The 26,375-nt window shown below is 39.6% G+C and carries 19 protein-coding genes and 1 tRNA gene; 10 read left to right on the top strand and 10 right to left on the bottom strand.

The genetic code is table 11. The annotated features are described in order from the left end of the window. Window positions 1-3: 3 nt before the first annotated feature. Window positions 4-1,005: a DNA polymerase III subunit delta gene (holA, locus tag BV214_RS14755; RefSeq protein WP_086478278.1), complete on the bottom strand. Its 1,002-nt coding sequence runs from the start codon at window positions 1,003-1,005 to the stop codon at window positions 4-6. A 26-nt stretch (window positions 1,006-1,031) separates the two neighbouring features. Between holA and BV214_RS14750 the strand changes: the two genes are divergently transcribed. From BV214_RS14750 to BV214_RS14740, 3 genes are all read left to right on the top strand, one after another. Further along, on the top strand, window positions 1,032-1,478 hold the full coding sequence (locus BV214_RS14750) for a type I restriction enzyme HsdR N-terminal domain-containing protein (RefSeq protein WP_086478277.1): 447 nt from the start codon (window positions 1,032-1,034) through the stop codon (window positions 1,476-1,478). 144 nt (window positions 1,479-1,622) lie between these two features. Continuing rightward, window positions 1,623-2,627, top strand: a complete 1,005-nt coding sequence (locus BV214_RS14745; protein WP_086478276.1) for a glycosyltransferase family 2 protein — start codon at window positions 1,623-1,625, stop codon at window positions 2,625-2,627. 102 nt (window positions 2,628-2,729) lie between these two features. Then, entirely contained in the window at window positions 2,730-3,578 is an 849-nt protein-coding gene (locus tag BV214_RS14740; RefSeq protein ID WP_086478275.1) for an OmpA/MotB family protein, read from the top strand. A 183-nt stretch (window positions 3,579-3,761) separates the two neighbouring features. Here BV214_RS14740 and BV214_RS14735 read toward each other — a convergent pair whose 3' ends face one another. Then, on the bottom strand, window positions 3,762-4,382 hold the full coding sequence (locus BV214_RS14735) for an L-threonylcarbamoyladenylate synthase (protein WP_086478274.1): 621 nt from the start codon (window positions 4,380-4,382) through the stop codon (window positions 3,762-3,764). A gap of 422 nt (window positions 4,383-4,804) precedes the next feature. Next, on the bottom strand, window positions 4,805-7,126 hold the full coding sequence (locus BV214_RS14730; protein ID WP_086478273.1) for an ATP-dependent helicase: 2,322 nt from the start codon (window positions 7,124-7,126) through the stop codon (window positions 4,805-4,807). A 326-nt stretch (window positions 7,127-7,452) separates the two neighbouring features. Between BV214_RS14730 and BV214_RS14725 the strand changes: the two genes are divergently transcribed. From BV214_RS14725 to BV214_RS14715, 3 genes are all read left to right on the top strand, one after another. After that, window positions 7,453-8,727 (top strand): amidohydrolase, encoded by a 1,275-nt coding sequence (locus tag BV214_RS14725; protein WP_086478272.1) that lies wholly within the window; start codon window positions 7,453-7,455, stop codon window positions 8,725-8,727. 225 nt (window positions 8,728-8,952) lie between these two features. After that, the gene (locus BV214_RS14720) at window positions 8,953-9,759 is read left to right on the top strand and encodes an OmpA family protein (RefSeq protein WP_086478271.1); all 807 of its coding nucleotides are present in this window, start codon (window positions 8,953-8,955) and stop codon (window positions 9,757-9,759) included. 151 nt (window positions 9,760-9,910) lie between these two features. Beyond that, window positions 9,911-10,429, top strand: a complete 519-nt coding sequence (locus BV214_RS14715; protein ID WP_086478270.1) for a DUF7935 family protein — start codon at window positions 9,911-9,913, stop codon at window positions 10,427-10,429. Window positions 10,430-10,477: 48 nt separating this feature from the next. Here BV214_RS14715 and BV214_RS14710 read toward each other — a convergent pair whose 3' ends face one another. The 3 genes from BV214_RS14710 to BV214_RS14700 are packed head-to-tail and all read right to left on the bottom strand — an operon-like array spanning window position 10,478 to window position 14,417. Further along, a complete protein-coding gene (locus tag BV214_RS14710; protein ID WP_086478269.1) occupies window positions 10,478-11,395 on the bottom strand; it encodes a patatin-like phospholipase family protein in 918 nt (305 codons plus the stop codon). Continuing rightward, window positions 11,392-12,303, bottom strand: a complete 912-nt coding sequence (locus BV214_RS14705) for a patatin-like phospholipase family protein (RefSeq protein WP_086478268.1) — start codon at window positions 12,301-12,303, stop codon at window positions 11,392-11,394. Before BV214_RS14705 ends, BV214_RS14710 begins: the two co-directional genes overlap by 4 nt. After that, window positions 12,300-14,417: a M1 family metallopeptidase gene (locus tag BV214_RS14700; RefSeq protein ID WP_086478267.1), complete on the bottom strand. Its 2,118-nt coding sequence runs from the start codon at window positions 14,415-14,417 to the stop codon at window positions 12,300-12,302. The genes BV214_RS14705 and BV214_RS14700 overlap by 4 nt, the downstream gene beginning before the upstream one ends. Window positions 14,418-14,531: 114 nt before the next feature. On the opposite strand from BV214_RS14700, the gene recG reads away from it, so the two are divergent. Beyond that, window positions 14,532-16,631, top strand: a complete 2,100-nt coding sequence (gene recG, locus BV214_RS14695) for an ATP-dependent DNA helicase RecG (RefSeq protein WP_086478266.1) — start codon at window positions 14,532-14,534, stop codon at window positions 16,629-16,631. A gap of 254 nt (window positions 16,632-16,885) precedes the next feature. Here the strand turns inward: recG and BV214_RS14690 are convergent. Next, a tRNA-His gene (locus BV214_RS14690) sits at window positions 16,886-16,961 on the bottom strand. A gap of 224 nt (window positions 16,962-17,185) precedes the next feature. On the opposite strand from BV214_RS14690, the gene BV214_RS14685 reads away from it, so the two are divergent. Next, window positions 17,186-19,294: a tetratricopeptide repeat-containing sensor histidine kinase gene (locus BV214_RS14685; RefSeq protein WP_086478265.1), complete on the top strand. Its 2,109-nt coding sequence runs from the start codon at window positions 17,186-17,188 to the stop codon at window positions 19,292-19,294. Here the strand turns inward: BV214_RS14685 and bshB1 are convergent. The 3 genes from bshB1 to ccsA all read right to left on the bottom strand — a co-directional run bounded on the left by bshB1 (window position 19,291) and on the right by ccsA (window position 24,715). After that, entirely contained in the window at window positions 19,291-20,013 is a 723-nt protein-coding gene (gene bshB1, locus BV214_RS14680) for a bacillithiol biosynthesis deacetylase BshB1 (protein WP_086478264.1), read from the bottom strand. The two genes, BV214_RS14685 and bshB1, sit on opposite strands and share 4 nt — an antisense overlap. A 157-nt stretch (window positions 20,014-20,170) precedes the next feature. Next, the gene (locus BV214_RS14675; RefSeq protein WP_086478263.1) at window positions 20,171-21,325 is read right to left on the bottom strand and encodes a trans-sulfuration enzyme family protein; all 1,155 of its coding nucleotides are present in this window, start codon (window positions 21,323-21,325) and stop codon (window positions 20,171-20,173) included. 213 nt (window positions 21,326-21,538) lie between these two features. After that, on the bottom strand, window positions 21,539-24,715 hold the full coding sequence (gene ccsA, locus BV214_RS14670) for a cytochrome c biogenesis protein CcsA (RefSeq protein ID WP_086478262.1): 3,177 nt from the start codon (window positions 24,713-24,715) through the stop codon (window positions 21,539-21,541). A gap of 318 nt (window positions 24,716-25,033) precedes the next feature. Here ccsA and BV214_RS14665 point away from each other — a divergent pair, with 318 nt between their 5' ends. Together BV214_RS14665 and BV214_RS14660 are read left to right on the top strand one after the other, a co-directional pair. Next, on the top strand, window positions 25,034-25,864 hold the full coding sequence (locus BV214_RS14665) for a Rossmann-like and DUF2520 domain-containing protein (protein ID WP_317045191.1): 831 nt from the start codon (window positions 25,034-25,036) through the stop codon (window positions 25,862-25,864). Next, on the top strand, window positions 25,848-26,375 hold the full coding sequence (locus tag BV214_RS14660) for a KdsC family phosphatase (RefSeq protein ID WP_086478261.1): 528 nt from the start codon (window positions 25,848-25,850) through the stop codon (window positions 26,373-26,375). Before BV214_RS14665 ends, BV214_RS14660 begins: the two co-directional genes overlap by 17 nt.

Below are 26,375 nucleotides of genomic sequence, written 5' to 3'. Positions count from 1 at the left end.
TCGCTATCGAAAAATCTTAACCAACAATTCTTTTAAAAGGTCTTGTTGGGAGATGCTAGCGCCTACTCCTTTCCCTTTTAGATCTAGCTCCCTGAGTTCGGATATAATTCCACTAACCCTTCTCATCGGGAAATTTCTGGCTGCGATCTGGATTTCCTCCACAAAATAGGGTCTTATTCCCAAGGCCTTGGAAACATTTTTTGGGGATTGGTCATTTAATCCATGATAGGTTAATAACTGATTAAAAAAGGAATAAAGCAGGGTAATGGTTAACACAAAGGGATTGTCTTTAGGATTTTGGCCAAAATAATTGATAATCCTTGTGGCCTTCACCACATCGCCTTCCCCAATGGCCCGCTTTAATTCAAAATTATTATAATCTTTACTAATTCCTATATTCACTTCAATGGCCTCTGGTGTAATCTGCGAGCCCTTGGGTACAACCAGACATAACTTCTCTAACTCCTTGTCTATCTTCCCCAAATCTGTTCCTAGGAACTCCACCAACAGATTGGATGCCTTAAATGTGATATCGTACCCCCTGGATTTTAGCACATTCTTAATCCAGTCTGCCACCTGGTTCTCGTAAAGCTTTTTACTTTCAAGAACTACTCCAGATTTTTTAATGGCCTTGTATAGTTTTTTACGCTTGTCCAGTTTATTGTACTTATAACAAAGCACCAATACGGTAGATGGTTGTGGATTGGCCGCATAAGAAGTTAAATTTTCAATAGTTCTAGACAAATGCTGTGCCTCCTTAACCACCACCACCTGTCTCTCGGCCATCATGGGATATCGCTTGGCATTACCTACAATATCTTCCACGCTTACCTCCCTACCGTAAAGGACCACCTGATTAAAACCGCGTTCCTCCTCGGTAAGGACGTTCTTTTCTATAAACTCCGAAATTTTATCGATATAATAAGGCTCCTCCCCTGTTAGTAAATATATGGGGGCTATATTTCCTCTTTTTATATCACCTACTATCTTTTTAACCTCATCCATTTAAAAAATATCCTCAACTTTGCATTATGGTGCCATTAAACTTTCCAACATATTCGTTTCGCTTCAAAAATAGGGAAAATAAAATCTATATTTTTGATGTCATCCGCAAAAAATTCGTGCTCCTTCAACCAGAAGAATGGGTGCGACAGCACGTGGTCCATTATTTGTTAAATGAGAAAAATTATCCCTTGAGCCACATCAATGTTGAAAAGCAACTTTTGGTCAATAATTTAAAAAAGCGCTATGACGTGGTGGTGTTTCGCCCCAATGGCGATATCCTGCTGCTGGTAGAATGTAAAGCTCCACAAATCAACATATCCCAAGATGTTTTTGATCAAATTGCCCGATACAACCTTCAGCTCAATGCAAAATACCTCATGGTTACCAACGGCCAAAATCATTATTATTGCCAAATGGATTTGGAGGATGAACTGTACACTTTTCTTAAAACCATTCCTAATTATACCCCCTAGGAGGGTAGGGCAAGCATTTATTAGGAAAAATGGGTGCCAGGGTAACACCTTTGACAGAGAAACCACTCACTTATAAAAAAATCCTTTATTTTGCGCCCTTAATCAAACCTAAAAAATCCCCTAACGTACACTGGGAGTCCTTACATGTTAAAAATTGCAGTTGTAATACTAAATTGGAACGGGGAAGCACTTCTGGAGAAGTTTTTGCCTTCAGTAACCTCATTTTCAAAAGAGGCAGATATTTATGTGGCAGACAATGCCTCTACCGATAATTCCATAGCCTTCATTAAGGAGAACTATCCGGAGATTACCATTATTCAAAACAGTAGCAATGGTGGATATGCAAAGGGTTATAACGATGCCTTGCGTCACGTAAAGGCCGATGTATATTGTTTGCTTAATTCCGACATAGCGGTAAGCAAGGACTGGTTGAAGCCCATTATCAGCGAATTTTCAAATAATCCAAAAGCCGCTATCATTCAACCTAAAATCTTAGACTATAATAAAAAGTCCTATTTTGAATACGCAGGAGCAGCAGGTGGATTTATAGATAAATTTGGATATCCTTTTTGTAGGGGACGCATTTTTCAGGAACTAGAGGAAGACCGTGGCCAGTACAATGATACCATAGAGATTTTTTGGGCAACGGGTGCCTGCATGTTTATTAAAAGCGAGGTGTTTCATCAGCTGAAGGGTTTTGATGAAGCTTATTTTGCACATCAGGAAGAAATAGATTTGTGTTGGAGGGCCAAAAACAATGGACATCATGTTTATTATGTAGGCAGTTCCGAAATTTATCATTTAGGAGGATCTACCCTAGGTAATATGAACCCCAAAAAAACGTTTCTTAACTTTAGAAACTCCTTATTTTCCATTCTTAAAAACTTACCTCCCCACAAAAGCTTTCCCATCATCTTTTTACGGTTTATATTGGATGGAATTGCTGGGATACGATTTGTGTTACAGGGAAAACCAAAGCATTGTTGGGCCATTGTACAAGCACATTTCAGTTTTTACAAGAACTTTAATAGTATGTTCAAAAAACGTGAACGACATTCGTTTATAGAGGGATATTATAGCACTACCTCCATTGTTTGGTCGCATTTCGTTAAACACATTAAATTCTTTAACATTTTAGTAAAAGATTAACTAAAATAGCCTATTAAATGTGGACTTTTTATATATTTTTGGCTTCGACTACAACCGCAGTAGAATAGTATCATAAAACCATTAATAATTATTAGAATCACTATGAAGAAAATTATTTTAAGTTGTTTAGGAGCAACGTTATTGTTATCCTCCTGTGTTTCACAGAAGAAGTACGCTAATCTAGAGGCAAAGGCAAAAGAAACACAAGATTTGCTTAACTCTGCCACCGTTAAACTTAATACTTGCTTGGAGGATAAGGCTGCGGCTCTTTCTAAAATGCAGACCTTAGAAGAACAAAACGCATTCTTGAAAGCGAACAATCAAGATTTGATCAACAATATGGGTAATCTTACCACCCTTACTACTAAAGGAGCCGATAACTTAGAGAGATCTTTGGAGAGCTTAAGGGAAAAAGATCTTACTATTAGAAAATTAAACGACGCACTTACAAGAAGGGATTCTGTGAACCTTGCCTTGGTACAAAGCTTAAAAGGTGTTCTTGGAAACTTGGATGATGAGGATATCGAAATCAGTGTTGAAAAAGGAGTTGTATTTGTTTCTATTTCAGACAAGCTATTGTTTAGAAGCGGAAGCTATACCGTTACCAACAAAGCTAAAGAAGTATTAGGAAAAGTTGCTCAGGTAGTAAACAATAAGCCAGATTTTGAGTTTATGGTTGAAGGACATACTGACCCTCGCTCTTACAGAAGTGGTGTGTTATTGGATAACTGGGACTTAAGTGTTAAGCGTGCTACCTCTGTTGTACGTATCCTACAGAACGATTACAACGTAGACCCAAAACGTATGACTGCTGCTGGTAGATCTCAGTACCTACCTGTATCAGCTACTGATAATGCCAAGAACAGAAGAACTCGTATAGTAGTACTTCCAAAAATTGATCAGTTCTATAGCATGATCGAAGAAGGAATGAAAGATCCTGCAATTAACTAAGCAGAATAGTTATAAAATTAAAAAGCGACCAAATTGGTCGCTTTTTTTTTGACTATTATTTTGATTAGTTCAAGCTGAAAAATATACCTCCCACTTAATTAATTATATGACACCGTACCCAACAGAAGTAGACACTAAAATTAACGGCTGTTGATAGCAAAAGAAACCACCAAGCGCCACCACTTATAAAACATCTAAACTCCCCTTTCCTTCCCTAACGATAATTGGTTCGTCTTGGGATAAATCTATTACTGTAGAAGCTACGTTGTCCCCATAACCTCCGTCTATAACAATATCCACTAGGTTCTTCCACTTTTCAAAAATCAGTTCTGGATCGGTGGTATACTCTAATAGCGTATCTTCATCCCTAATAGAGGTAGAAACTATTGGGTTGCCTAGAGCCTCCACTAGAGTCCTAGCTATGGAGTTGTCTGGAACCCTAATCCCCACTGTTTTCTTATTCTTAAAAGCCTTTGGCAGGCTATTGTTCCCTGGTAAAATAAAGGTATACGGACCAGGCAATGCCCTTTTTAGTATCTTGAAGGTAGCGGTATCAATTTGCCTGACATAGTCTGACATATTGCTTAAATCCGCACAGATAAAAGACCAATTTGCCTTGGCCAATTTCACCCCCTTTATCCAGGCAATCTTTTCCAAAGCTTTGGTATTGGTAATATCACACCCCAAACCATAAACAGTATCCGTTGGATAAATAATTAAGCCTCCTTTGCGAAGCACCTTCACTACCTTGTTAATTTCCCTAGGATTGGGATTCTCTGGGTAAATTTTAATGAATTCAGACATATTAAAATTAGAATAGACGTTTTGGTTTATAAAGATAATTAATTTAAATATAGACCAGTGATGTGTTCTAACATCCCTAACCAGTGGTATATACCTGAGCATGACTCCCACTTGGTGCCACAGGATGCTACCAATACTAGGAATTGGATTCCATAGCATTGCGAAGGCCTCATAAAAGGGACAATGCCTAAACTCTCAAATATACATCCGCCCTTTACCTCTTATTTATTGCCTGCTTATATAACCACCCCATTTAAAAGTAGTGGCTGCTAAAAAATTAGAACATAAACACCTACAGCGTTCCCCACGAGAGTCGTACCAGCTGTACTCTCTCATGGGGAAATATTAATATACAGCGTTATTTTCTAAAAGCAGCTTTTTCCCCGAAGAAGACCTAAAAAGCGAGGTCTAACAGCAATGGATTAAAGTAATTCTAACTTAGCAAAACGGAGCAGCAGCTTTTTTACATCGCCCTTATCAAACTTTATTTCTGCCTTTTTATCATTGCCAACTCCTTCTATTTTAATAACCTGCCCCCTACCAAACCTGGTATGGTTTACCCTTGCCCCCTCTACCAGCCCAGGATCTACCTGATTGGTGTTTCCTACAGGGACGTCTAACGTTGGTTTTAACTTGCGTAGCTTGCGCAATTGGTTCTCATTGGGAGCATTCCCTTTTGGCGGAGTCCCCTGCACCGGCTTATGCTGGCGCAATTTACTTTTATCCACATCCCCAAAAATATCAACATCTATTAACGGGGTATACCTATTACTTTTAATGGGAGTTAAGTTCTCCACATACTTCTCGTCTATCTCCTCAATAAATCTACTTGGCTCTGCATCTATTAACTTCCCCCAACGGTATCGGTTCTGGGTAAAGGTGAGATAAGCCTGCTTCTCTGCTCTGGTAAGGGCTACATAAAACAATCTACGCTCCTCTTCTAACTCACTCCTAGTACTCATACTCATGGCGGAAGGGAAAAGATCTTCCTCCATTCCTACAATATACACATACGGAAACTCCAATCCTTTGGCGAGATGTATGGTCATTAATGCCACCCTATCATCATCACCAGTATCCTTATCCAAATCGGTCGCCAAGGCTACATCTTCCAAAAACTCCCCTAGATCTCCCTTGGCATCGGCTACTTCTTTCTGACCCTCTACAAAATCTTTAATACCGTTCAGCAGCTCTTCAATGTTTTCCATTTTACCGATTCCCTCTGGAGTACCGTCTTTTTTATACTCTAGCAAGAGACCAGTTTTTTTAGCTACATTTTCTGCCAATACAAAAGCATCCTCGCTCTCGTTCATTATTTGAAAGCTTTTAATCATGCTCACAAAATCGGCCAATTTTCTCTTTGTCCCAGAATTTATCTTTAGATTTATACGATCTAGATGCTCTATAACCTCAAAAATGGATCGGTTATAGTGATTGGCGGCCACGGTGAGTTTATCCATCGTACTTTGACCTATCCCCCTAGCTGGAAAGTTAATGACCCGCTTTATAGCCTCTTCGTCCTTAGGGTTTATTACCAAACGCAAATAGGACAGTACATCTTTTATCTCTTTACGCTGATAAAAGGAGAGCCCTCCATAAATTCTATAAGGAATATCCCTTTTTCTAAGAGCGTCTTCAATAGCCCTGGATTGGGAGTTGGTTCTATATAGTACTGCAAAATGCCCATTAGGCAGCTGCTCTTGCATTTTATGCTCAAAAATAGAGCCAGCTACAAACCTACCTTCCTCCGCATCGGTGGGGCTTTGATGCACCTTTATCAAGGGTCCGTCGTCATTAGACGTCCATACCACTTTCTCCAATTGATTCTTGTTATTGGCAATGATGGAGTTGGCGGCATTTACAATATTTTTGGTAGACCTATAATTCTGCTCCAATCGGTACATGCCCACATTGTCGTAATCCTTCTGGAAGTTAAGGATGTTACTAATGTTGGCCCCCCTAAAGGAATAAATACTTTGGGCATCGTCTCCTACCACACATATATTTTGAAATTTATCGGATAGGGCTTTAATGATCAAATACTGGGAGTGATTGGTATCCTGGTACTCATCTACCAATATATACCGAAACCTATTCTGGTATTTAGACAGCACTTCGGGGAATCGGGTAAGCAACTCATTGGTACGCAATAATAAGTCATCAAAATCCATGGCCCCAGCCTTAAAGCATCGATCCACATAATTCTGATATATCTCTCCCATACGCGGCCGCTTGGCCATAGCATCGGCCTCCATCAGATCGGGATTATTATAATATGCCTTTACGGTAATTAGGCTGTTTTTATAGGAGGATATCCTATTCTGCACCTGTTTATACTTATAAATATCCCTGTCTAATCCCATCTCTTTAATGATTGCAGCGATAAGTCGCTGGGAATCTTGGGTATCGTAAATCGTAAAATTACTTGGGTAACCCAGTTTATCACCGTCGAAACGTAAAAGCTTTGCAAAAACCGAGTGGAAGGTACCCATCATCAAGTTTTTTGCTTCGGACGAACCTACAATTTGGGAAATACGACTCTTCATTTCCCGTGCTGCCTTATTGGTAAAGGTTAGGGATAAAATATTAAACGCATCTACCCCCTGATTCATAAGATAGGCAATGCGATAGGTAAGTACCCTTGTCTTTCCCGAGCCAGCACCTGCAATCACCATTAAGGGTCCATCTTTATGAAGGACAGGGGCTTTTTGGGCCTCATTCAACTCATTTAAATACTTCTCCAACTGTCTATTTAATTTTAGTCCTTTAAGGATCGGTGAAAGTAACCATTATTGGCCTTATCCAAAAGTTGATGGTTCAATAAAAAATCCAACCACTACCAAATCCTTGGCAAATTTCGATATATTTATACAATTTAAACAATAAATATTACCTATAACGATACCAGTTTTGATAAATTTAGGATTCTAAGAAAAGGCAAACTGTATTTGCACAGATTTAGTGGAAAAATATAATTTCCTATAGCAATAGGTAGTTTGCGACAGTTAGGCACCTACTTAGATTCTACCTGTTTAGCACATAATAAATCACGATAACAAAAAGACCCTTTATGAAACATTTATTAATTGCCACCATGTTCCTTGGCTGTTACAGCCTTACGGCACAAAACTATAAATTAGATAAAGAATACTCAGCAATTGAAGAACAGGTAATTGAGTGGAGGCGCGATTTTCATCAGTACCCTGAGCTCTCCAATAGAGAATTTAAAACTGCCGAGAAAATAGCCACCCACCTGCGTTCTTTAGGAATAGAGGTAGAAACAGGGGTCGCCAAAACAGGCGTCGTGGGCGTACTAAAGGGAAATAAGCCCGGAAAGGTAATCGCACTTAGGGCAGATATTGATGCACTCCCTGTAACGGAACGAAACGATCTACCCTTTAAATCTACCGAAGTCTCAGAATTTCTTGGTCAGGAAGTGGGCGTAATGCACGCCTGCGGTCATGATACCCATACTGCCATTCTAATGGGGGTCGCCGAAATCTTATCCAAAAACAAGGACAAGATCAAGGGTAGCGTAAAATTCATCTTTCAACCCGCAGAGGAAGGTCCGCCACCAGGGGAAGAAGGCGGGGCGCTATTGATGGTAAAAGAGGGGGTCCTTAAAAATCCGGATGTGGATGCCATTTTTGGCCTTCATATTAACTCCCAAACCCCAGTTGGTGTTATTCGCTATAAGTCTGGAGGTACCATGGCCGCCGCACAAAGTTTTGAAATTAAGGTAAAAGGGAAACAAAGTCATGGTTCCCAACCCTGGGCAGGGGTAGACCCCATATTGATAAGTGCAAAAATTATTGATGGGTTGCAAACCATCATCAGTAGGGAAGCGCAGCTTACCAATGAGGCCGCAGTTATTACCGTCGGCAAAATCAATTCTGGAGTGCGGTTCAATATTATTCCAGAAACTGCTGAAATGATCGGTACCATCCGTACCTTGGATTACGACATGAAGGATCTAATTAATCGCAGAATGAAGGAAATGGTTCCCACCATTGCAAAAGCCTACGGTGGGGAAGCTACGATCGAGATAAAGGAGGCCACAGAAATCACCTATAACGACCCTGACTTGGTAACCCGGATGCTACCCACTCTTAAAAGGGTCGCTGGCGAAAACAATGTGCAAACACAAAAAGCGGTAACCGGAGCCGAGGATTTCTCCTATTACCAAAAAGAAGTGCCTGGCTTCTTTTTCTTTCTGGGTGGTATGACGCCTGGAACAAAGGATTCTTTTCCGCATCACACGCCTGATTTCCGGATAGACGAAGATGGTCTATTATTGGGCGTGAAGGCGATGACAGAATTGTGTCTCGACTTTTTAAATCAATAATGGATCTACCTCATGGAAAGAGGCAGGGAATAGTGGTTAACCATTCCCTGCCTCTTGTTAATTTCCCCCGTATTTGCATCAAAAGCCAGGGGTATTCCTATCCATTTTCCCCTATTAAACTTCTTTAACTTGGACTAGCGTTAAATTAACTATATAGATTTGAACTATTTGGTTAAATTTGCTGATTGAACTATCGGAATCCGATTGAAAAAACTACCTATATAAATGAGAAAAAATATTATTACCGCCCTAATCTTATTAATGACCGTTACTATCTCCTATTCCCAAAACAGAAGGGAGTTAATGCAAGAAGTGGAAGATCTAGAATCGCGCTTACGGGAAACTGAAACCACCTTGTCTGAGGTAAGGCGACTAGAGCGAATGAGTTCTGCTAAAGTTAAATCGTACGAAGCCCAGTTGGAGGAGTTAAGGGTTACCAATAACAACCTACTACAGAGCTTAAACAATTTCACCGAAGCATCTACCAAAAGGTCCGAATATATCAATAGTACCTTAGCCAGTCTTCAGAAGAACGAAGGGCAATTAAGGGCTATTAGCGATGCTTTAACCAGCAGGGATTCTGTAACCTTTGCAACTTTAACCTTATTTAAGAAGAATCTAGGCCCAGATACAAAAATTGCGATCAGCAAAGGGGCTATTACGATTTCCTTAGACAATGCTTTCTTATTTGGAGATCCAACCAAAAGCAACAAAGTAACCCCAGAAGGTGAGGCTGTTATCAGTAAAATTGGCAGTATATTAAAGGCAGATCCCAGCTTGGACATTACCATTGTAAGCAATAGTAATTTAGTGAACAATGCACAGAAAAAGCACGACAACTGGAAAATTAGCACCCAACAAGCAGCTACCATAGCATATCTCTTGGAAGATAAATACGAAGTGGAGGCAAAAAGAATGCTTGCCACCGGCAAATCCGAACTGGGACTTTATAGCATAGACACCGCAACGGAAATTATAGTTCAGCCTAAGTTTTATGAGTTCTATAATATGGTGAAGGAAAATATGAAATAAAAATGGCGGGGCGCTAGGGCTTTAAGGGAATTGGATCGCTTAGGGACCGATTTAGTATTACCCCTTATGACTTGCAATTATTAAAGAAATTCTATAATTTTTTTGGGATTAGTCCGTTTATTCAACTATCAACCTAAACACAAAGACGATTATGACCGATGATGGAATTTTACAGCTTTTTGCCTATCTCTTACCTGCAGTGGTTACAGGGGTAGTGGCCTTTTACTTTTTTAGGCTACATACCAGGAACGAGGAAGGAAGAAGAAGATTTCTATTACATAAGGATTCACAAAAAAACACCCTGCCCATCCGGTTACAGGCTTATGAAAGAATGGCATTGTTTCTGGAAAGGATCTCCATCCCCAATTTAGTGGTGCGTGTTTCGCCTGTATCCTCCAACAAGAACGATTATGAGAAGTTGTTGATCAAGACCATTGAAAATGAATTTGACCATAACCTTTCCCAGCAGATTTATATGACAGATGAGTGTTGGAATATAATAAAGGCGGCAAAGAGCGCTACCATACAAATGATCCGTAAAGCGGGTATGAGCGAATCCGATTCTTCGGATAAATTTAGGGAGGATATCCTAAGTGCTAGTATGGACAAAGCTTCCCCATCTGCTACAGCACTTTCCTATGTAAAAAAGGAGATTAGTGACCTGTGGTAAACTTTAAGAAGACCATGGAACTTGGACAATGTATAGCTGGGTAGCGGCTTAGTTCCTTGTAGCCTTTATGGGTTGCTCTGGGGAGGCTGCAAATTTCTCCTCAGCATAACTAAAGCCCTGTTGCCACCATTTGGTCATTAGTTTTTTATTAAAGACCAAGGAGTTTTCCGTTAATCTAGTAGGTGTATAATATAAGTTTAATTGAACACCACGATGTTTTGCTGCCAAGACCCCTTCCGAAATATCGTGGTATTCTATCTGATCTAACACAAACCCGTAAATACTAAGCATTAGTGAGAATGGGTTTTTACCCAGCACCTTATTGCGTTCCATTTTCTCCGATTCCAAAACAATAGCATCTACTTCGGTTGCTCCCCGCTTAATGGCTTCCCTAATGGGCACTACGCAGCCTAGTCCCCCATCCCCGTATTCAAACCCATCTTTTTTCACCAAAGACATAAAGGGGATGTAATTGCAAGATATCCATATCCAATCACAGAATTCGGCATAGGTAAAATCTTTTATCGATTTATATTCCACCATGTTTTTAGACAGATTAGAAACGGTGACCACCACTTCCTTGCCAGATTCTCTAATCTCGTTAAAATCTTGTACGGAGAAGTTTTTCTTAATAGTTCGTCGTAAGGATTTACTCTCACCAAAGGTTCGTTTCCTTTTAATGAATTGGAGAATTGATGTTAGAAAATTAATAGATACATATTCCCTTCCTTCCTTTTTCCGTACCACGAATGGGTTTAGGCTAAAAATAGCATGTTGATTAACATTGGTGTATATCTCATGAAGTTTATCAATTTTGTTCAAGGCCAATTGTGGAATCAAAAGACTGCCGGTAGAGGTACCCACAAAAATATCATATTCACGTTTTTCCACTTCCATGAGGTACTGTGCTACGCCCCCGGCAAAAGCACCTTTACTACCCCCACCACTAATTACCAATGCTCTCATACAACTGCGCTTTCTATTTGATTGGTTTCTGCATTTTTATATTTCGCAAAATTAAAGCCACTTTCCCACCAGAGGGACATTTTTTCCTTTTCAAAAATAAGCGAGTTGGTTGTTAAAACTGTAGGTGTGTAATAAAAATTAATGATTGCGTTGTTATGGGTAGCAGCATACTTCCCAATTCGTATGTTTTGATGCTCTATTCTATCCAGCATAAAGGAAAACATATTGGTAAGTAATGAAAATACATTCTTAGAAGGCAATCTATTTAGCTGAGTCACCTCGGTTTTTAGAATAATTGCATCCACTTCCGTAGCTCCTCTTTTGATAGCCTCCTCTATAGGGACCATACTACCCAGTCCCCCATCGGCATATTCACAACCATTTCTATATGCCAAGCTCATAAAGGGGGTATAGTTACAAGAAATCCAAATCCAATCGCAAAACTCCTCATAGGTACAATCTTTAATGGATTTATATTCTACCTGATTCAAGGATAGATTGGAAACCGTGACAATAATATCGGACCGTTCCAATTTTAATTGGTCAAATTCTTTTTGTGTAAGCGTTTTTTTAATCAATTTAAGAAGGTTGTAACTTTCTCCAAACGTTTTACTTCCCTTGTAAAAGTTTTTCAATACGTTCATATGATTTATAGCAATGGTGTCTATCCCATGTTTCTTAGAGGTAACAAATGGACAGTTGCTAAAAATCTGATCCTTATCTACGGAGGTATATACTTTTTTTATTTTTTCAATTTTATTAAGGGCAAGATGTGAGATTAACAAGCTGCCGGTAGAAGTACCCAAAAACATATCATAGTTGTGGTTCATTTCCTCTATAAGGTACTGGGCAACACCACCCGCAAAGGCACCTTTACTACCTCCCCCAGATATTACCATTGCTCTCATCTCTTCTTTAATTTAGTATACATATAACGCCTTTCTTCGTCATTTAGTTTTCCCATTAAATTTTCTATTCTTTTTGGCATCCCTTCTTCTTCCAAAAGGTGATCTATCATCTTCCTGGAAAATTGTCTAAACTGCCAGGAATGATGTTGTGCTGCCTGAATAAGGTCTAGCAAGTTCTTATCGGATAAACCAATCACCTCCATTAACATCCCAAAAGCATTCTGCCTCACCTCAAAGGGGTAGCTAGGGTCTGTATATCCATTGAGTTCCTCATAATAGGACGTACGGTTTTTAGGATTATAATCCTTGGTAACCAACGCTAAGGTTAACCACAAAATCCGCATATTTCTATCCGGAAATCCAATAGTATTTATGGTATGGTTTAAATACTTTTCCCTTGCTTCAGGGAAATATATCCATAATTTATATAATATATGCTCTTGGGTTAGATAACTTTCATCATTCAGGAGCGATTCAAAATCAGCTTTCAATTCCAACGGAATTTTTTTAGCGTTAATTGCGATGGCTTGACGTATTTTTAGATTATTGGTTTCTAGTGCTTTTTTTAGAAATGCCTGGGACAAATCTTCAAAATTGGTTTCAATTATTTTGGCCCTTAGGTACTCCGACTCCGTTTTATTCCAATAATTTTCTATAATCGATTGTCGTTCTTCTTTAGTGGAGATCAACGCATCCTGCAAATGGTAGAATTGTGCCACTTCTGTGGATTCACTTACTAAAATATCCTTTACGTCCTGATAGGGAAAAGTTGTACCAGAAAGCCATTTCTTTTTAAACCAATTAAGATTAGCCCCACTAACCAGCTCCATTTCACGTAAAAATTGTTCTATATCCGCATTTTGATATTTATACCGCTCCAAAAATTGTTTCACACCGGCCTTGTATACTAAATCTCCCAGTTCTTGACGCAGCATGTGAACTGCCCAGGCTCCTTTATCATAAAAAGTAAGACTACTGGCCTTAGGATCTGTTAAGGCTTCTCCCCCATTGAGTAAGGAGTCTTGTTTTAACTTTTGTGCAGTTTCATATAGCTTCCAGTGGAAATAAGCCTCACCAAAGATTTCCTTTTCCGCCAAAAGGGCATAGTAGGTTGCAAAGCCTTCGTGTAACCAATGGGATCTACTATCTGTTTGAGTCACTAGGTTTCCAAACCATTGATGGGCCATTTCATGAGCGTTTACATTCACATAGTTCCTATCATTAAATGCAATGGAGTCCGATAGAAATCCCTCGGAAAATATGGTGAGTCCCGTATTTTCCATTCCAGCATGAAGAAAGTCGCGCACTGGCACTTGATCGTATTTTCTCCATGGAAACCCCAGTCCGATCTCATGTTCTAGAAATTGAAAAATCTCCCGAGTATACCTATAGGTGGGTTCTACTAAGAGTGAATCTCTCGGATGGTAGTAAAGATGAAGTGGGATTCCGCTAGACGACCTAAGTTCTTTTTTATCAAATTCCCCTATGGCAAAGGCCAAGAGATAGCTACTCATGGGCCGATCCATAGTAAAGACCCATTTATTAAGCTCCCCTTTCGTATAGACCCCCATCAGCTTCCCATTAGCTAGAACCTGGTAATCCTTATCAAAGTAAATATTAAGGTTAAAAATCACCTTTTCTTGCATATCATCAAAACTAGGAAGCCAATGACTGGTATATTTCCCCTGTCCCTGTGTCCATATCTGATGGGTGGTAGACAAACTGTCCCATCCTATAAAATATACGGTTTGCTTAGGTTTGGCGGTATAGGAGATTTTTAAGTTGTAGGTGCGGTTTTTACGATACGGTTTATAAACGGTTAAGGTTTTTCCGTTGTTCCTGTATTTCACCTTTTTATTGTTGAGAAGCACGGTGGATATATCCAAGTTTTGGGCATCTAGAAAAATGCTATCCACATCTTGAAGGATACGGAACTTATAGTCTACATCCCCAGCAATACTTTTATTGTAAGCATCGGGATACAATTCTACCGCTGCCTCTGTGAAATTCACCTTATCCTGATGTTGGGCGGCACCCACATAAACAAACAGCAGGAAGAAAGAAATAATGATACGGCTTATAGATGCAGCTCCAAGTCTTCCTAAATTTAGCATTTTAGTTTATTGCAGTTAATTATAGTAAGTCCTATTTTAGTCCAATATATAAAATAGCACGGCTAATACCGGACCTGTAGATACAATCCCTGGCAAAATAATTAATTTAATCCAATGAACCCCAACATACTTCAATCCCCAATAGCCTATTTGAAAGGTGTGGGCCCTAGTAGGGCAGCCACCTTAAAGTCGGAACTTGGGATAGAAACTTGCCAAGACTTGCTGCATTTATTCCCTAATAGATATATAGACAAGACGCAATATTATAAAATAAACCAACTACAACGAACCAGTGCCGAGGTACAGATAGTTGGTAAAATTGTATCTATAAAAACTGTAGAGCAAAAAAGGGGTAAAAGATTGGTTGCCAAATTTACCGATGGACATGGGGAAATGGAATTGGTATGGTTCCGTGGACATAAGTGGATCCGGGAAAATCTTAAAATAAATGTGCCCTATGTGATTTTTGGTAAGTTAAATTGGTTTAATGGCGTCTTTTCCATGCCTCATCCTGAAATGGAATTACTGGAAGAACATAAAAAGGGGTTTAAAATAGGCATGCAACCGATTTACCCTTCCACAGAAAAATTATCCAATTCTGGAATAACCAACAGGGTAATTGGAAAAATGGTGCAACAATTATTTATTGAAACCAAGGGAAGGTTTTCGGAAACACTATCCCCTGAGATTTTAGACAGGTTAAAACTACTTGCAAAAAATGAAGCCCTATTCAATATACACTTTCCAAAAAATCAAGATTTATTGGGAAAGGCGCAGTTTAGATTGAAGTTTGAAGAATTGTTCTACATCCAATTACAGCTAATTGCCAAGAACCTTAGCCACAAGAAACGAATTAAAGGTTTTACATTTGACAAGGTAGGAACACTGTTTAATGAATTCTACAAAAACCACCTTCCATTTGACCTCACCAATGCCCAAAAACGGGTTATCAAAGAAATTAGGGCAGACCTAGGGAGCAATGCCCAAATGAATAGGTTATTGCAAGGCGACGTAGGCTCTGGAAAAACTATTGTAGCGTTAATGACCATGTTATTAGCTATAGACAACGGCTTTCAAGCCTGTTTAATGGCTCCAACAGAAATACTGGCTAATCAGCATTATATGGGAATTAAAGAGCTTTTAAGCGATATAGGGGTCAACATTGCTCTATTAACCGGTTCGGTCAAGAAAAAGGATCGAAAAATAATCCATGAACAGCTAGAAAGTGGAGACCTTCATATTTTGATAGGAACGCACGCACTGTTGGAAGATAAGGTTCAATTTAAGAACCTAGGATTAGCCATTGTAGATGAACAACATCGGTTTGGCGTTGCCCAACGAGCCAAATTATGGCATAAGAACGAGATACCGCCGCATATTTTGGTCATGACCGCTACCCCCATTCCCAGAACCCTTGCTATGAGCTTATATGGGGATTTAGATATTTCCACTATTGATGAACTACCCCCAGGGAGAAAACCCATCAAGACGGTTCACCGCTACGATGCCAACCGATTAAAGGTGTTTAGATTTATAAGGGATGAGATTGAAAAAGGCCGGCAAATATATGTAGTATACCCGTTGATTCAGGAATCCGAAGCGTTGGATTATAAGGATCTCATGGATGGCTATGAAAGTATTGTACGTGATTTTCCTATGCCGAAATACCAAATCTCCATTGTTCATGGACAAATGAAACCCGCCGACAAAGATTATGAAATGGACAGATTTGTACGGGGTGAAACCCAAATAATGGTAGCTACCACGGTAATAGAGGTAGGCGTAAATGTTCCCAATGCCTCTGTAATGATCATAGAGAGCGCAGAGCGATTTGGTTTGTCTCAGCTTCATCAGTTAAGGGGAAGGGTTGGCCGTGGTGCAGATCAAAGTTTTTGTATATTGATGACCGGACATAAATTATCCGCAGATTCCAAAACCCGGTTGGAAACTATGGTAAGAACCGCCGACGGTTTCGAAATTGCCGAGGTAGACTTAAAGCTAAGGGGCCCCGGAGATCTTATGGGTACTCAGCAAAGTGGGGTTTTAAACTTAAAGATCGCGGATATTGTTAAGGATAATGAGATTTTAAAGATCGCTAGGAGTTATGCCCAAGCCCTCTTAAAAGAGGATGCTCACCTAGAACGGCATCAGGTTATTAGACAAGCCTATGCCCAGATTGTAAAACATAAGAATATTTGGAATTATATTAGTTAACATCAGGGGATCCTCCAACGATCTCTTATTCCCTACGCGGATTACCTTGAAGTAGGAAACATACTTCCTGCTCACTATCCCTCTACCTTTGACTTATTGAGGATCAATCTCAAAGTCTGGGTCTAGGAGTAATTAACTAATACCACTCTTGAGACTTTAAATAATGAAATTTTCTCGCTAAGCATTCCTTAGGACCACTTCACTTTAGGCCACAAAAAAAGCCCTATTCATTAAGAATAAGGCTTGTTATTTTTGGGTGGAAGACCGGGTTCGAACCGGCGACCTCTGGAACCACAATCCAGCGCTCTAACCAGCTGAGCTACAACCACCATTTGTAAGCGGTGGCAAAGATAGATTTTTTGTTTCATCAGACAAAATAAAATCGACCTTATTTTTCAGATATGTTGAATAATCTTACCTTTAGTGTTTAAACTTAGCTATTTACTTATAAATCCTCGATAAAAGGTGTATTTTTATGGTTGAAACAACAAGAAAGCTATCATTCACAACATTTTTTACCTAGTACATTGAAAGAAAAGTAGTTTTATCCAGCATTGAAACAAGAAAATACCCCCATGTATACCCAGCCATTAAATCACATAAAGCAGAGACGAAATGTAGTGTTCATCGTTCTGTTTCTATTTTTTAATTTTAATGGAGCGTTACTATATGGAAAGGAAAACATTGTTGCCCATCTAAAGGCATCCATTAAGAAAATTAAGGAGGACGGTAAAATAGTAAAGGATGAAGAACTATATATCGGACTTTTAAACGACTTGGCGCTTGAATTGCGGTTTGTTAATCCAGACAGCTTGTTACTGCTGGCCAAGGAGGCCGAATTGTTGAGCAAAGAAATTAATTATAAATCAGGCCAAGGCGAAGCACTAAAGAATATAGGAGACTACTATTCCGATAGAGGTAAACACACCGAGTCCATCTCCTATTTCCGAAGAGCCTTGGTATTGGCAAAATCCGATGATAACACGGATTTAATTCTGAGAATTACCAACAATTTGGCCTCCGAATATGTCTATACCGGAAACTACTCCCTTGCCTTAAAAAGATATTTGGAAAGTTTAGAACTGGCTCAGGCCCATGGAGACAAATTAATAGAAGCTGTTATCAACGAAAATTTAGCCAGTATATATGTCTACCATAAGGACTACGAACAGGCTTTATACTTTTTTCAAAAGGTAGAAAACCTCAATAAAATTGTTGGAGATCCAATTAACTCTGCCCAAACCATGAGCAATTTGGCGAATATCTATACGGAAACACAACAATATGAAAATGCACTCACACATATTGATAAAAGCATCGCCATCTTTAAACAAAATAAGGTTCAAGATTGGCTTGCCTATTCGTATATGGTAAAAGGCAGGATTTACCTAATGCAAAAAAGGCATTCCTTGGCGCTATTTTGGTATAATAAAAGTAATGAATTACATAATGAACTCCAGGATCCAAGAGGCAGCATAGACTTATATAATGGAATGGCAGAGGCGTATTTAGCACTCAATAATGACGACGCAGCTTTAAAGTACGCCCAAAAATCCTATGATATAGCCTCTAAAATAAAATCCATGGAGGGCATAAAAAGCGGATCCAAAACACTTTATAAAATATACAAGGACGAAAATGACTATGCGAAAGCTTTGGAGTACCATGAAATATTTCAAAAAATATCGGACACCTTAGCTAGGGATGAGAATAGAAACAGTTTAACCCTATTAAAAACCGAAATTGCCCATAAAGATCAGCAAGAGGCTTTAATTGAAGCGAACGAAAAAGCCTTGGCTAGGCAACAATATTATATCTACATTTCCCTATTGATAATTGCCATCATGGGAATAGTTGGATTCTTTGTGGCAAGGGCCCAGAAAATTCAGAAAAACTTAAATCATAAGCTTCAACAGCAAAAGGAAGTTTTAGAGCAAGGAAAATTGGAGTTACAGGCATCCAATGAAACAAAGAACAAACTATTTTCCATCATTGCGCACGACCTACGCGGGCCTATTGGGGCTTTGGAAAGTGTGTTGACAATGCTAAATAGTGGACAGATGGAACGGGAAGACTTTATGGCATTTGTCCCAAAGTTAAAGAATGATGTAAACAACCTATCCTTCACCTTAAATAACTTACTTAGCTGGGGTCAGTCGCAAATGAAGGTGTCTACCACTACACCATCCAATGTTATGCTTTCCAATCTGGTTCAACGAAACATTAACCTCTTAAATGAAATAAGCTCTAAAAAATCTATCGAAGTAAAAAATTCAGTTTCTGATGATATCTGGATTTATGCCGATGAAAACCAAATGAGTGTAGTGTTGCGCAATTTATTGAGCAATGCTATAAAGTTTACACCCAACCAAGGCTGTATTACCTTTGGGGCCGTGGAAAATAAGGATTATATAGAAGTATTTGTTAAGGATACCGGTCAGGGAATCCCAAAAGATATTCAAGAGAAAATCCTTCAAAAGAATTCCAATTACACCACCTATGGCACCAATAATGAGAAAGGAACCGGTTTAGGATTGTCTTTATGTAAGGAAATGATATTAAATAATGGTGGAAAGTTGTGGGTACAAAGCGAAGTGGAGAAAGGCTCCATCTTTTACTTTACCGTACCCCGTGGTAGACAGCAACAGAAAAAATCGGCTTAGATTAGACTATCCAGGTTTCTAACTGCTAAATGTCTTTCTGCGGTAAATCCTTCCCCGTACTCCACTCCTATTAATCTACCCAAGTCTCGTGCCCTGTACTCCACACTATCGGTAAAGTTTTTACTACTAATTGGTGTTTCTGGCTCCTTGCTGTTGGGATTATAGAACTGAGAACCATAGGCCATAATGGCTTTCATTTTTATGTCTAAAAATCCGGATACATCCACGATAAAATCTGGTTCCAAATTTTTCCATTGTATATAATGGTACACCCATTTTGGTCGCCAAGCATCCTGGGACTTGGAATCACCCGCCATAGAAGTCACCACTTTGGGCAATCCGCTTAAAAAACAGGCATCACTTACCAATTTACTCCCTTTGGCGTGATCTATATGGCGATCCTCAATGGCATTGCACAATACCGTATCTGGACGATATTTTCGGATCACTTTAATAACCTCTAGCTGATGTTCCTTATCGTTGGTAAAAAAGCCATCGGCAAAACCCAAATTTTCCCGAACGCTAACCCCCAATATTTTAGCAGCTTCAGCAGCTTCCTTATCCCTAATTTCCGCAGAACCACGTGTTCCCAATTCTCCACGTGTTAAATCTATTAATCCTACTTTTTTACCGTTGGCAACCTCTTTTGCAATGGTAGCACCAGCGCCTAATTCTGCATCGTCCGGATGTGCTCCGAACACTAATATGTCTAATTTCATTACTTCTTATTCTAATCCTATGTCTTGGAAAATATATGCTACTGAGCAAAAACAGTTTCCCAATTATTCAATGATAACTACCTCTTGTAACCATGGAACGATTCCCAATTAAAAACATCAACTTGCTATCGCAGTGCGACGTAATGGGTAGTTCATTCTATGCTTTGGCAGTTTTAAAAGCTTGCTCCATATCCTGTATTAAATCGGCTGTTTCCTCTATTCCCACTGAAAAACGGATTAAGCCATCGGAAATACCCTGTCTCTTACGTTCTTCCGCACTTAACAGGGAATGTGAGGTGAGTGCTGGCGATAGTGTAGTACTTTCTACCCCTGCCAGACTCATAGAGGGTTTTATCAATTTTAAAGATTTTTGAAATTGGGAGGCACAATATCCAGTTTTAAGCTCAAAAGAAAGCATTCCGCCAAAACCTTTCATCTGCAATTTGGCTATTTCATGGTCTGGATGGGATGGTAATCCCGGGTAGTAAACGGCATCCACTGCCTCATGGTTTAACAGATACTGAGCCATTTGCTGAGCATTGTCGTTTTGTGCCCGCACCCTTATACCCATTGTTTTAATACTCCTTTCTAGCAACCATACCGTGTAATCGCTTAGACTTCCGCCCAAGTTTTTTGCCAAATGGAAGATTCGTTTCATATTATCTTCAGAAGCGGCCACTGCCCCTGCACAGATGTCCGAATGCCCTCCCATGTATTTAGTAGCACTATGGATTACGATATCAATTCCAAAGTCTATGGGATTCTGATTTACTGGACTGGCAAAAGTATTATCTATCATAGATACAATTCCATGCTTTTTGGCCGTCTCCGCCACCGCTGCGATATCTGTGATGGTCAACAAAGGATTGGAAGGAGTCTCTATATACAACACCTTGGTATTCGTTTGAATTTTAGCTTCAAAGTCGCTCGCTTTCCAACCCTCCGTAAAGGAATAGGAGATACCGAATTTTTCAAATTCCTCTGTAACCAAGTTGTAAGTCCCACCGTATAAGGTGTTTTGCAGAACTATATGGTCACCGGCCCTTAAAAAAGCTAATAGGGACGTACTGATGGCCGCCATGCCACTACCAAATATTAAAGCTCCCTCGGCGTTTTCCAAGGCCGCAATTTTCTTTGCCAATCCTTGTTGATTGGGCGTATTAAAATACCGAGGATAACGCTTTACATCTACATCTTCAAAGGCATAGGAGGTAGCCATATACAAAGGGGAAATGGCCCCCTTATAAGTAAGGTCTTCCAATTCCCCTGTATGTGTACATATCGTATTTAAGCCGTTTTTATGTTGATTCATTTTTTGTTTTTAGGGATTTAAGTCCTTAAAGTTACAAAAATTGCTTACATACCATTTCATGGGAATCTATTTTCCAAACTCCCACAAAAATTACTAATGGCACATATAATCCACCATAGATAGCCAATTCCCAAGAAATATTCAACTATACCTGTAAATACTAACCGGCTTTAGGCATCGCTCCTTTCACAACCATATTCGGTCCGGCAACTATTACTTCACGTAAAACTTCTTATAACGCCAGTAACTAACAGCTCCCAAAACAAATACTCCAAATACGGTATAGTAAATAAAGGTAGGCGTAATCACCTGTGCTCCACTGGCATAACTATGCAAGCCCACCAAATAAAAGTTCACTCCAAAATAGGTCATCATAATACTGGCAAAGGCAACAACGCTTAAAAAGTTGTAGGTCCATCTCCCGCGTAGTCCCGGAACCAAGCGTACGTGTAGAACAAAGGCATATACCATAATGGAAATCAGAGCCCAGGTCTCTTTTGGATCCCATCCCCAATAACGGCCCCAACTTTCGTTAGCCCATTGTCCGCCCAAGAAGTTACCAATTGTCAACATGGCCAATCCAACGGTAAGGCAAAGCTCATTGATAATGGTCAACTCTTGAATGTTCAATTTCATTCGTTCCAAATTTCTTTCGTTGGTAACGGTCATAAGTATCAAACTCACCACCCCTAGAATCATACCTACGGTCAAGGGTCCATAGCTTCCAACAATTACCGCAACATGCACCATTAACCAATAGCTATCCAGTACCGGTTGTAGGTTGGCAATAGATGGGTCTACCCAACTCTGATGGGCAATCCATAATAGCATAGCCGTTACAAAGGTAGAAGCGGCCACGGTCATATTACTCTTTTTGGTGAATAACAGTCCCATTCCTACCGTTGCCCAGGATACATATAATATACTCTCATAGGCATCACTCCACGGGGCATGTCCTGAAATATACCAACGTAGGCCCAAGCCAATGGTGTGGACAATGAAAAACAAATACACAATCCACTTTAAGCCTTTAACACTATAACGAAGTACCTTTCTATCCTTAATAATTTGGAATACCAACAAGGTGAACATCACTAGTCCTACCAACGCATAGTACTTATAAAGTCTATTGTATATATCCGCTTTATTATAAAAGATTTCCGCTTTTATTTTACTCTTGCTAGGCAACACTTCGCTACCGTGATTCTCCTGATTCTTCTTAAAGGCCGCCAATAATTTATCTGCCTCAGTGTAATCTCCCGTCTGCACCGCCTTTTCTAGGCTCATTAAATAGAAGGGAACGGCATTTTTTACAAAGTTAGCATAGAGGGAATCTGCAATTGGGTATTGCCCTCCCCTATATTCCACGGCCGATATCCACTTATTATTTTCATGGTTTAAGAGCGGGAAAATCTTTACAATATCGCCTCCCAGCGCCCTATTCAATAAAATTAGTCGCTCATCTATACTCTTAAAGTCTTTTTGAAACTGGTTTGGCGTATTGGTACTATAGGCATCTTTTAAGTAAGGTGCCAATTTATAACGTCCTTGTGCATCAAAAAAATCGGTTGCCTTTACATACTTCTGATCATGGGGAACCCCAATAATATTCCTAAGGCTATCATTTTGCCCCTTCTTATCTAATGCAATGAACTCTGCGTTATACCAAGCCGGTGCGTTTAACATCATCGAAAGAAATACCTGGTCCGAGTTAAAGTCGGTGTACTTATCGCGTAGGCTTAACTTTCGCAATAATTCTGAGGAGAAGGTGTTAATAGGCTTCATGCGCCCTCCCTCATCTTGTATAACCAATCTGGCAAACTTTGCTGCATGTTCCTTAGAAGGCGTAATAGCATGTAGCAGCGAGTCAATCTGCTCGGCCGTTGGAGTATTGCTATGAGCATGGATGGTTACACCATCGGCATCCTGTGCCGTCATGGTCAATGCTGCTCCAAGCAACAAGACGGTTGTCAGTTTCGCCTGTTTATTTTTCAATTTTTCCAAGGCCACCCCAAGGTCCTTAAACCTTGTTTTTCCAAAGAACATAATCCCCATTAGACCCGTATACAGTAAAAAGTACCCTATATAGGTAATCCATGTTCCCCAGAAATCGTGGTTCACGGACAGTACGGTTCCCTTTTCGTCTGGATGGAAACTAGCTTGGAAAAAGCGATATCCCCTATGGTCTAAAATATGGTTCATGTATATATCGTAATCAAATGGTCTATCGTCTACAACGGTTACCTTACTCATAAATGAAGAGTAGCTATTTTCCGTCCCAGGATATCTTTCTGCAATAAAATCATTCAATTTAATACCAAATGGCAATTCGTATACCTTGGACCCGTAACTCATATGAAATTCCAGTCCGCCAACCTCAAACTTACCAGAAAAGTTAGACGTCCCTTTACTTCCCAATAATTTCTTGCGAACGGTCTCCCCATTACTGGTAATATCCAATACCAAGGCATCTAAATCGTTCTCTGTTCTATCTTCTTCAGGAATTGGTACAATCCCTTCTTCTCCTTTCACTAAAGGATCGGGGATTACAAATTGCATTCCCGCCATATTGTACAAGGATCTGAGCTGAAATTTCTGCACGCTGTCCTTGGCAACCTCTCCCTCCATCTGATCGGCCATTCGCATAAACTGACCTTCAAACGGGGATTCTATGGTATATTCATCCCCGGTAGTAGAAATATTGATAGCTCCAGGGGTATGTTTATTAAGGGCAAATAACACATTATGAATACTGGCTACAGTCCCATTCTCCAAATAGTGTTCATGTCGCTGCCCCTCACCAGATTCCACTATTTTCAGATATTCCTTTCCGTTGGGATCTTCAATCAGACCTTCCTTTGCACCCTCAATAAAACCTGCATAAGAAATGGTAAAAGGCTGTCCATTAAAATCGGAATTCCATGGTAGGTTAGATTTTTTTCCCTGTGCCGTTACTAGAATGGCATCTTGCAAAACCTTACGTTTCCGTTCTTGGTTAATTTCCCCGTCTACATAAACGGTTAAATATGTTTTGTCCGAATAAAACACATTCTCGGTCTCTCCTTCCCTGATGGGCATCATTCCTTCGTAACTGATATATCTTGTAACAAAAGCTCCTACAATAATCAATATCCAAGAAAGGTGCAACATTAAAACCGCCCATTTTTCTTTTCTCAACAATCTATATCGGGCTATGTTGCCAATAAAGTTGATTACAAAAAACCCCATTATTGCCTCAAACCACGTAGCGTTGTAAATATAGATCCTCGCAGTATCGGTACTATATTTGCTTTCGACAAAGGTTCCGATCCCCATGGCAGTGGCAAAAACAATAAATAAAATGGACATCAATCGAGTGGAAAAGAAAAACTTCTTTAAAAATTCGGTCATCTTGGAAAGATAAGGTTTGATTTAAAATCGCAAAAATACATATTTCTATAAGTTAAATAAGTGAATGTTATGTTAATTGACTCCCTATTTAAAATTCCCAAAATCAGCATAAAACTCCCATATACTTATGGATTCCAAAACATAGAACTAAGGGAACCCTATAAAATTAACAATGGATCCCAACGGGACCTCACTCCTAGCTAAGAAAGTTAAAATTACCCTTTTGGAAATGCCGTTATCCATTAGATAGATTATTCACCCCAAGGTTACATTTTAAACCCTAGCCCACCTTTTAGTAAGGGTTCAATTTCTCAAAAAATGGCGGTTACAACAATTCTTTTAGGGCAAAGCGGAGAAGTTTTCACAGATTGGTTACTTTTGATCATGATTTCTTTAGTAATACTGGGGTCGGGCAATGTAGCCAAACATATGTTCGATACTTTTATGGATGTGGAAGACGTTGAAATTCGCCAAGTAGTTGCGCGAAACAAGGAGCAACTTGCTTACTTTAAAAAAGCAGGTGCCATAGGTACCGATTTCCATAACATTGTAGATGCAGACCTATATTTGATTGCAGTTAGCGATGATGCCGTTCCTGAAGTAGCCAAATATCTCATTAACAAAAGTGGGCTAGTTGCGCATTGTTCTGGAAGCGCACCCTTAACGGCTTTGGATCCAAGAAATAGAAGAGGCGTTTTTTATCCGCTTCAAAGCTTTAGTGTAGGAAGAAAAATTGATTTTAAGTCGATTCCCCTATGTTTGGAGGCAGAGAGCGAGGGCGATTTAGAGTTGCTGAAAAAACTAGGGAACACTATTAGTGACCAGGTACAGGAAATATCCTCGGACCAACGGAAAACACTCCATTTGGCAGCTGTTTTCGTCAATAATTTCACTAATCACCTATATGATATAGGCAATGAGATTTGCAACGATCACAATATTCCTTTTCATATTTTACTCCCATTAATTAGGGAGACGGTGCAAAAGCTAGATTATATGACTCCCCATAAAGCCCAAACGGGTCCCGCACGAAGAAATGACATGACCACCATTGAAAACCACCTTAATCAACTAAAAAACAAAAATAATAAGGATATTTACAGCTTGTTAAGCAAATCGATCAGTAAGAAATATGGAAAAGAGCTATAAGGAATTATTACACAACATAACTACCTTTATATTTGACGTGGACGGTGTCTTTACCGATGGTAAAGTTGTTATTACCTCTGAGGGGGAACTATTACGGACCATGAGCGTAAAAGATGGGTATGCTTTAAAAGTAGCCATAGAGCAAGGTTATAATGTATGCATTATTTCTGGAGGTACTAATGAAGGAGTGCGAGTACGACTAAAGGGGTTGGGGGTCACGGACATCCACATGGGAGCGCATCATAAAATAGACCCTTTTGAGGAGTACCTGGACATTTACGGTATCGACCCAAAAAATGTATTGTATATGGGGGATGATATCCCAGACATTCCCCCTTTAATGGAAGCCGGGCTTCCATGTTGCCCTCAAAATGCCGTTCCAGAGGTAAAGGCTGTTTCCAAATACATTTCCCATAAAAATGGTGGTGATGGTTGCGTACGAGATGTTATAGAGCAAGTATTAAAGGTAAGGGGCCATTGGGCCGATAACTTTAGCGCCAAAAACGACTAA

It is taken from the genome of Arenibacter amylolyticus (assembly GCF_002150785.1).
In the GTDB taxonomy this organism is placed as follows: Bacteria; Bacteroidota; Bacteroidia; order Flavobacteriales; family Flavobacteriaceae; genus Arenibacter; species Arenibacter amylolyticus.
Note: the sequence above shows the minus strand (reverse complement) of the source record. Positions and strands in the feature narration are given on the sequence as shown.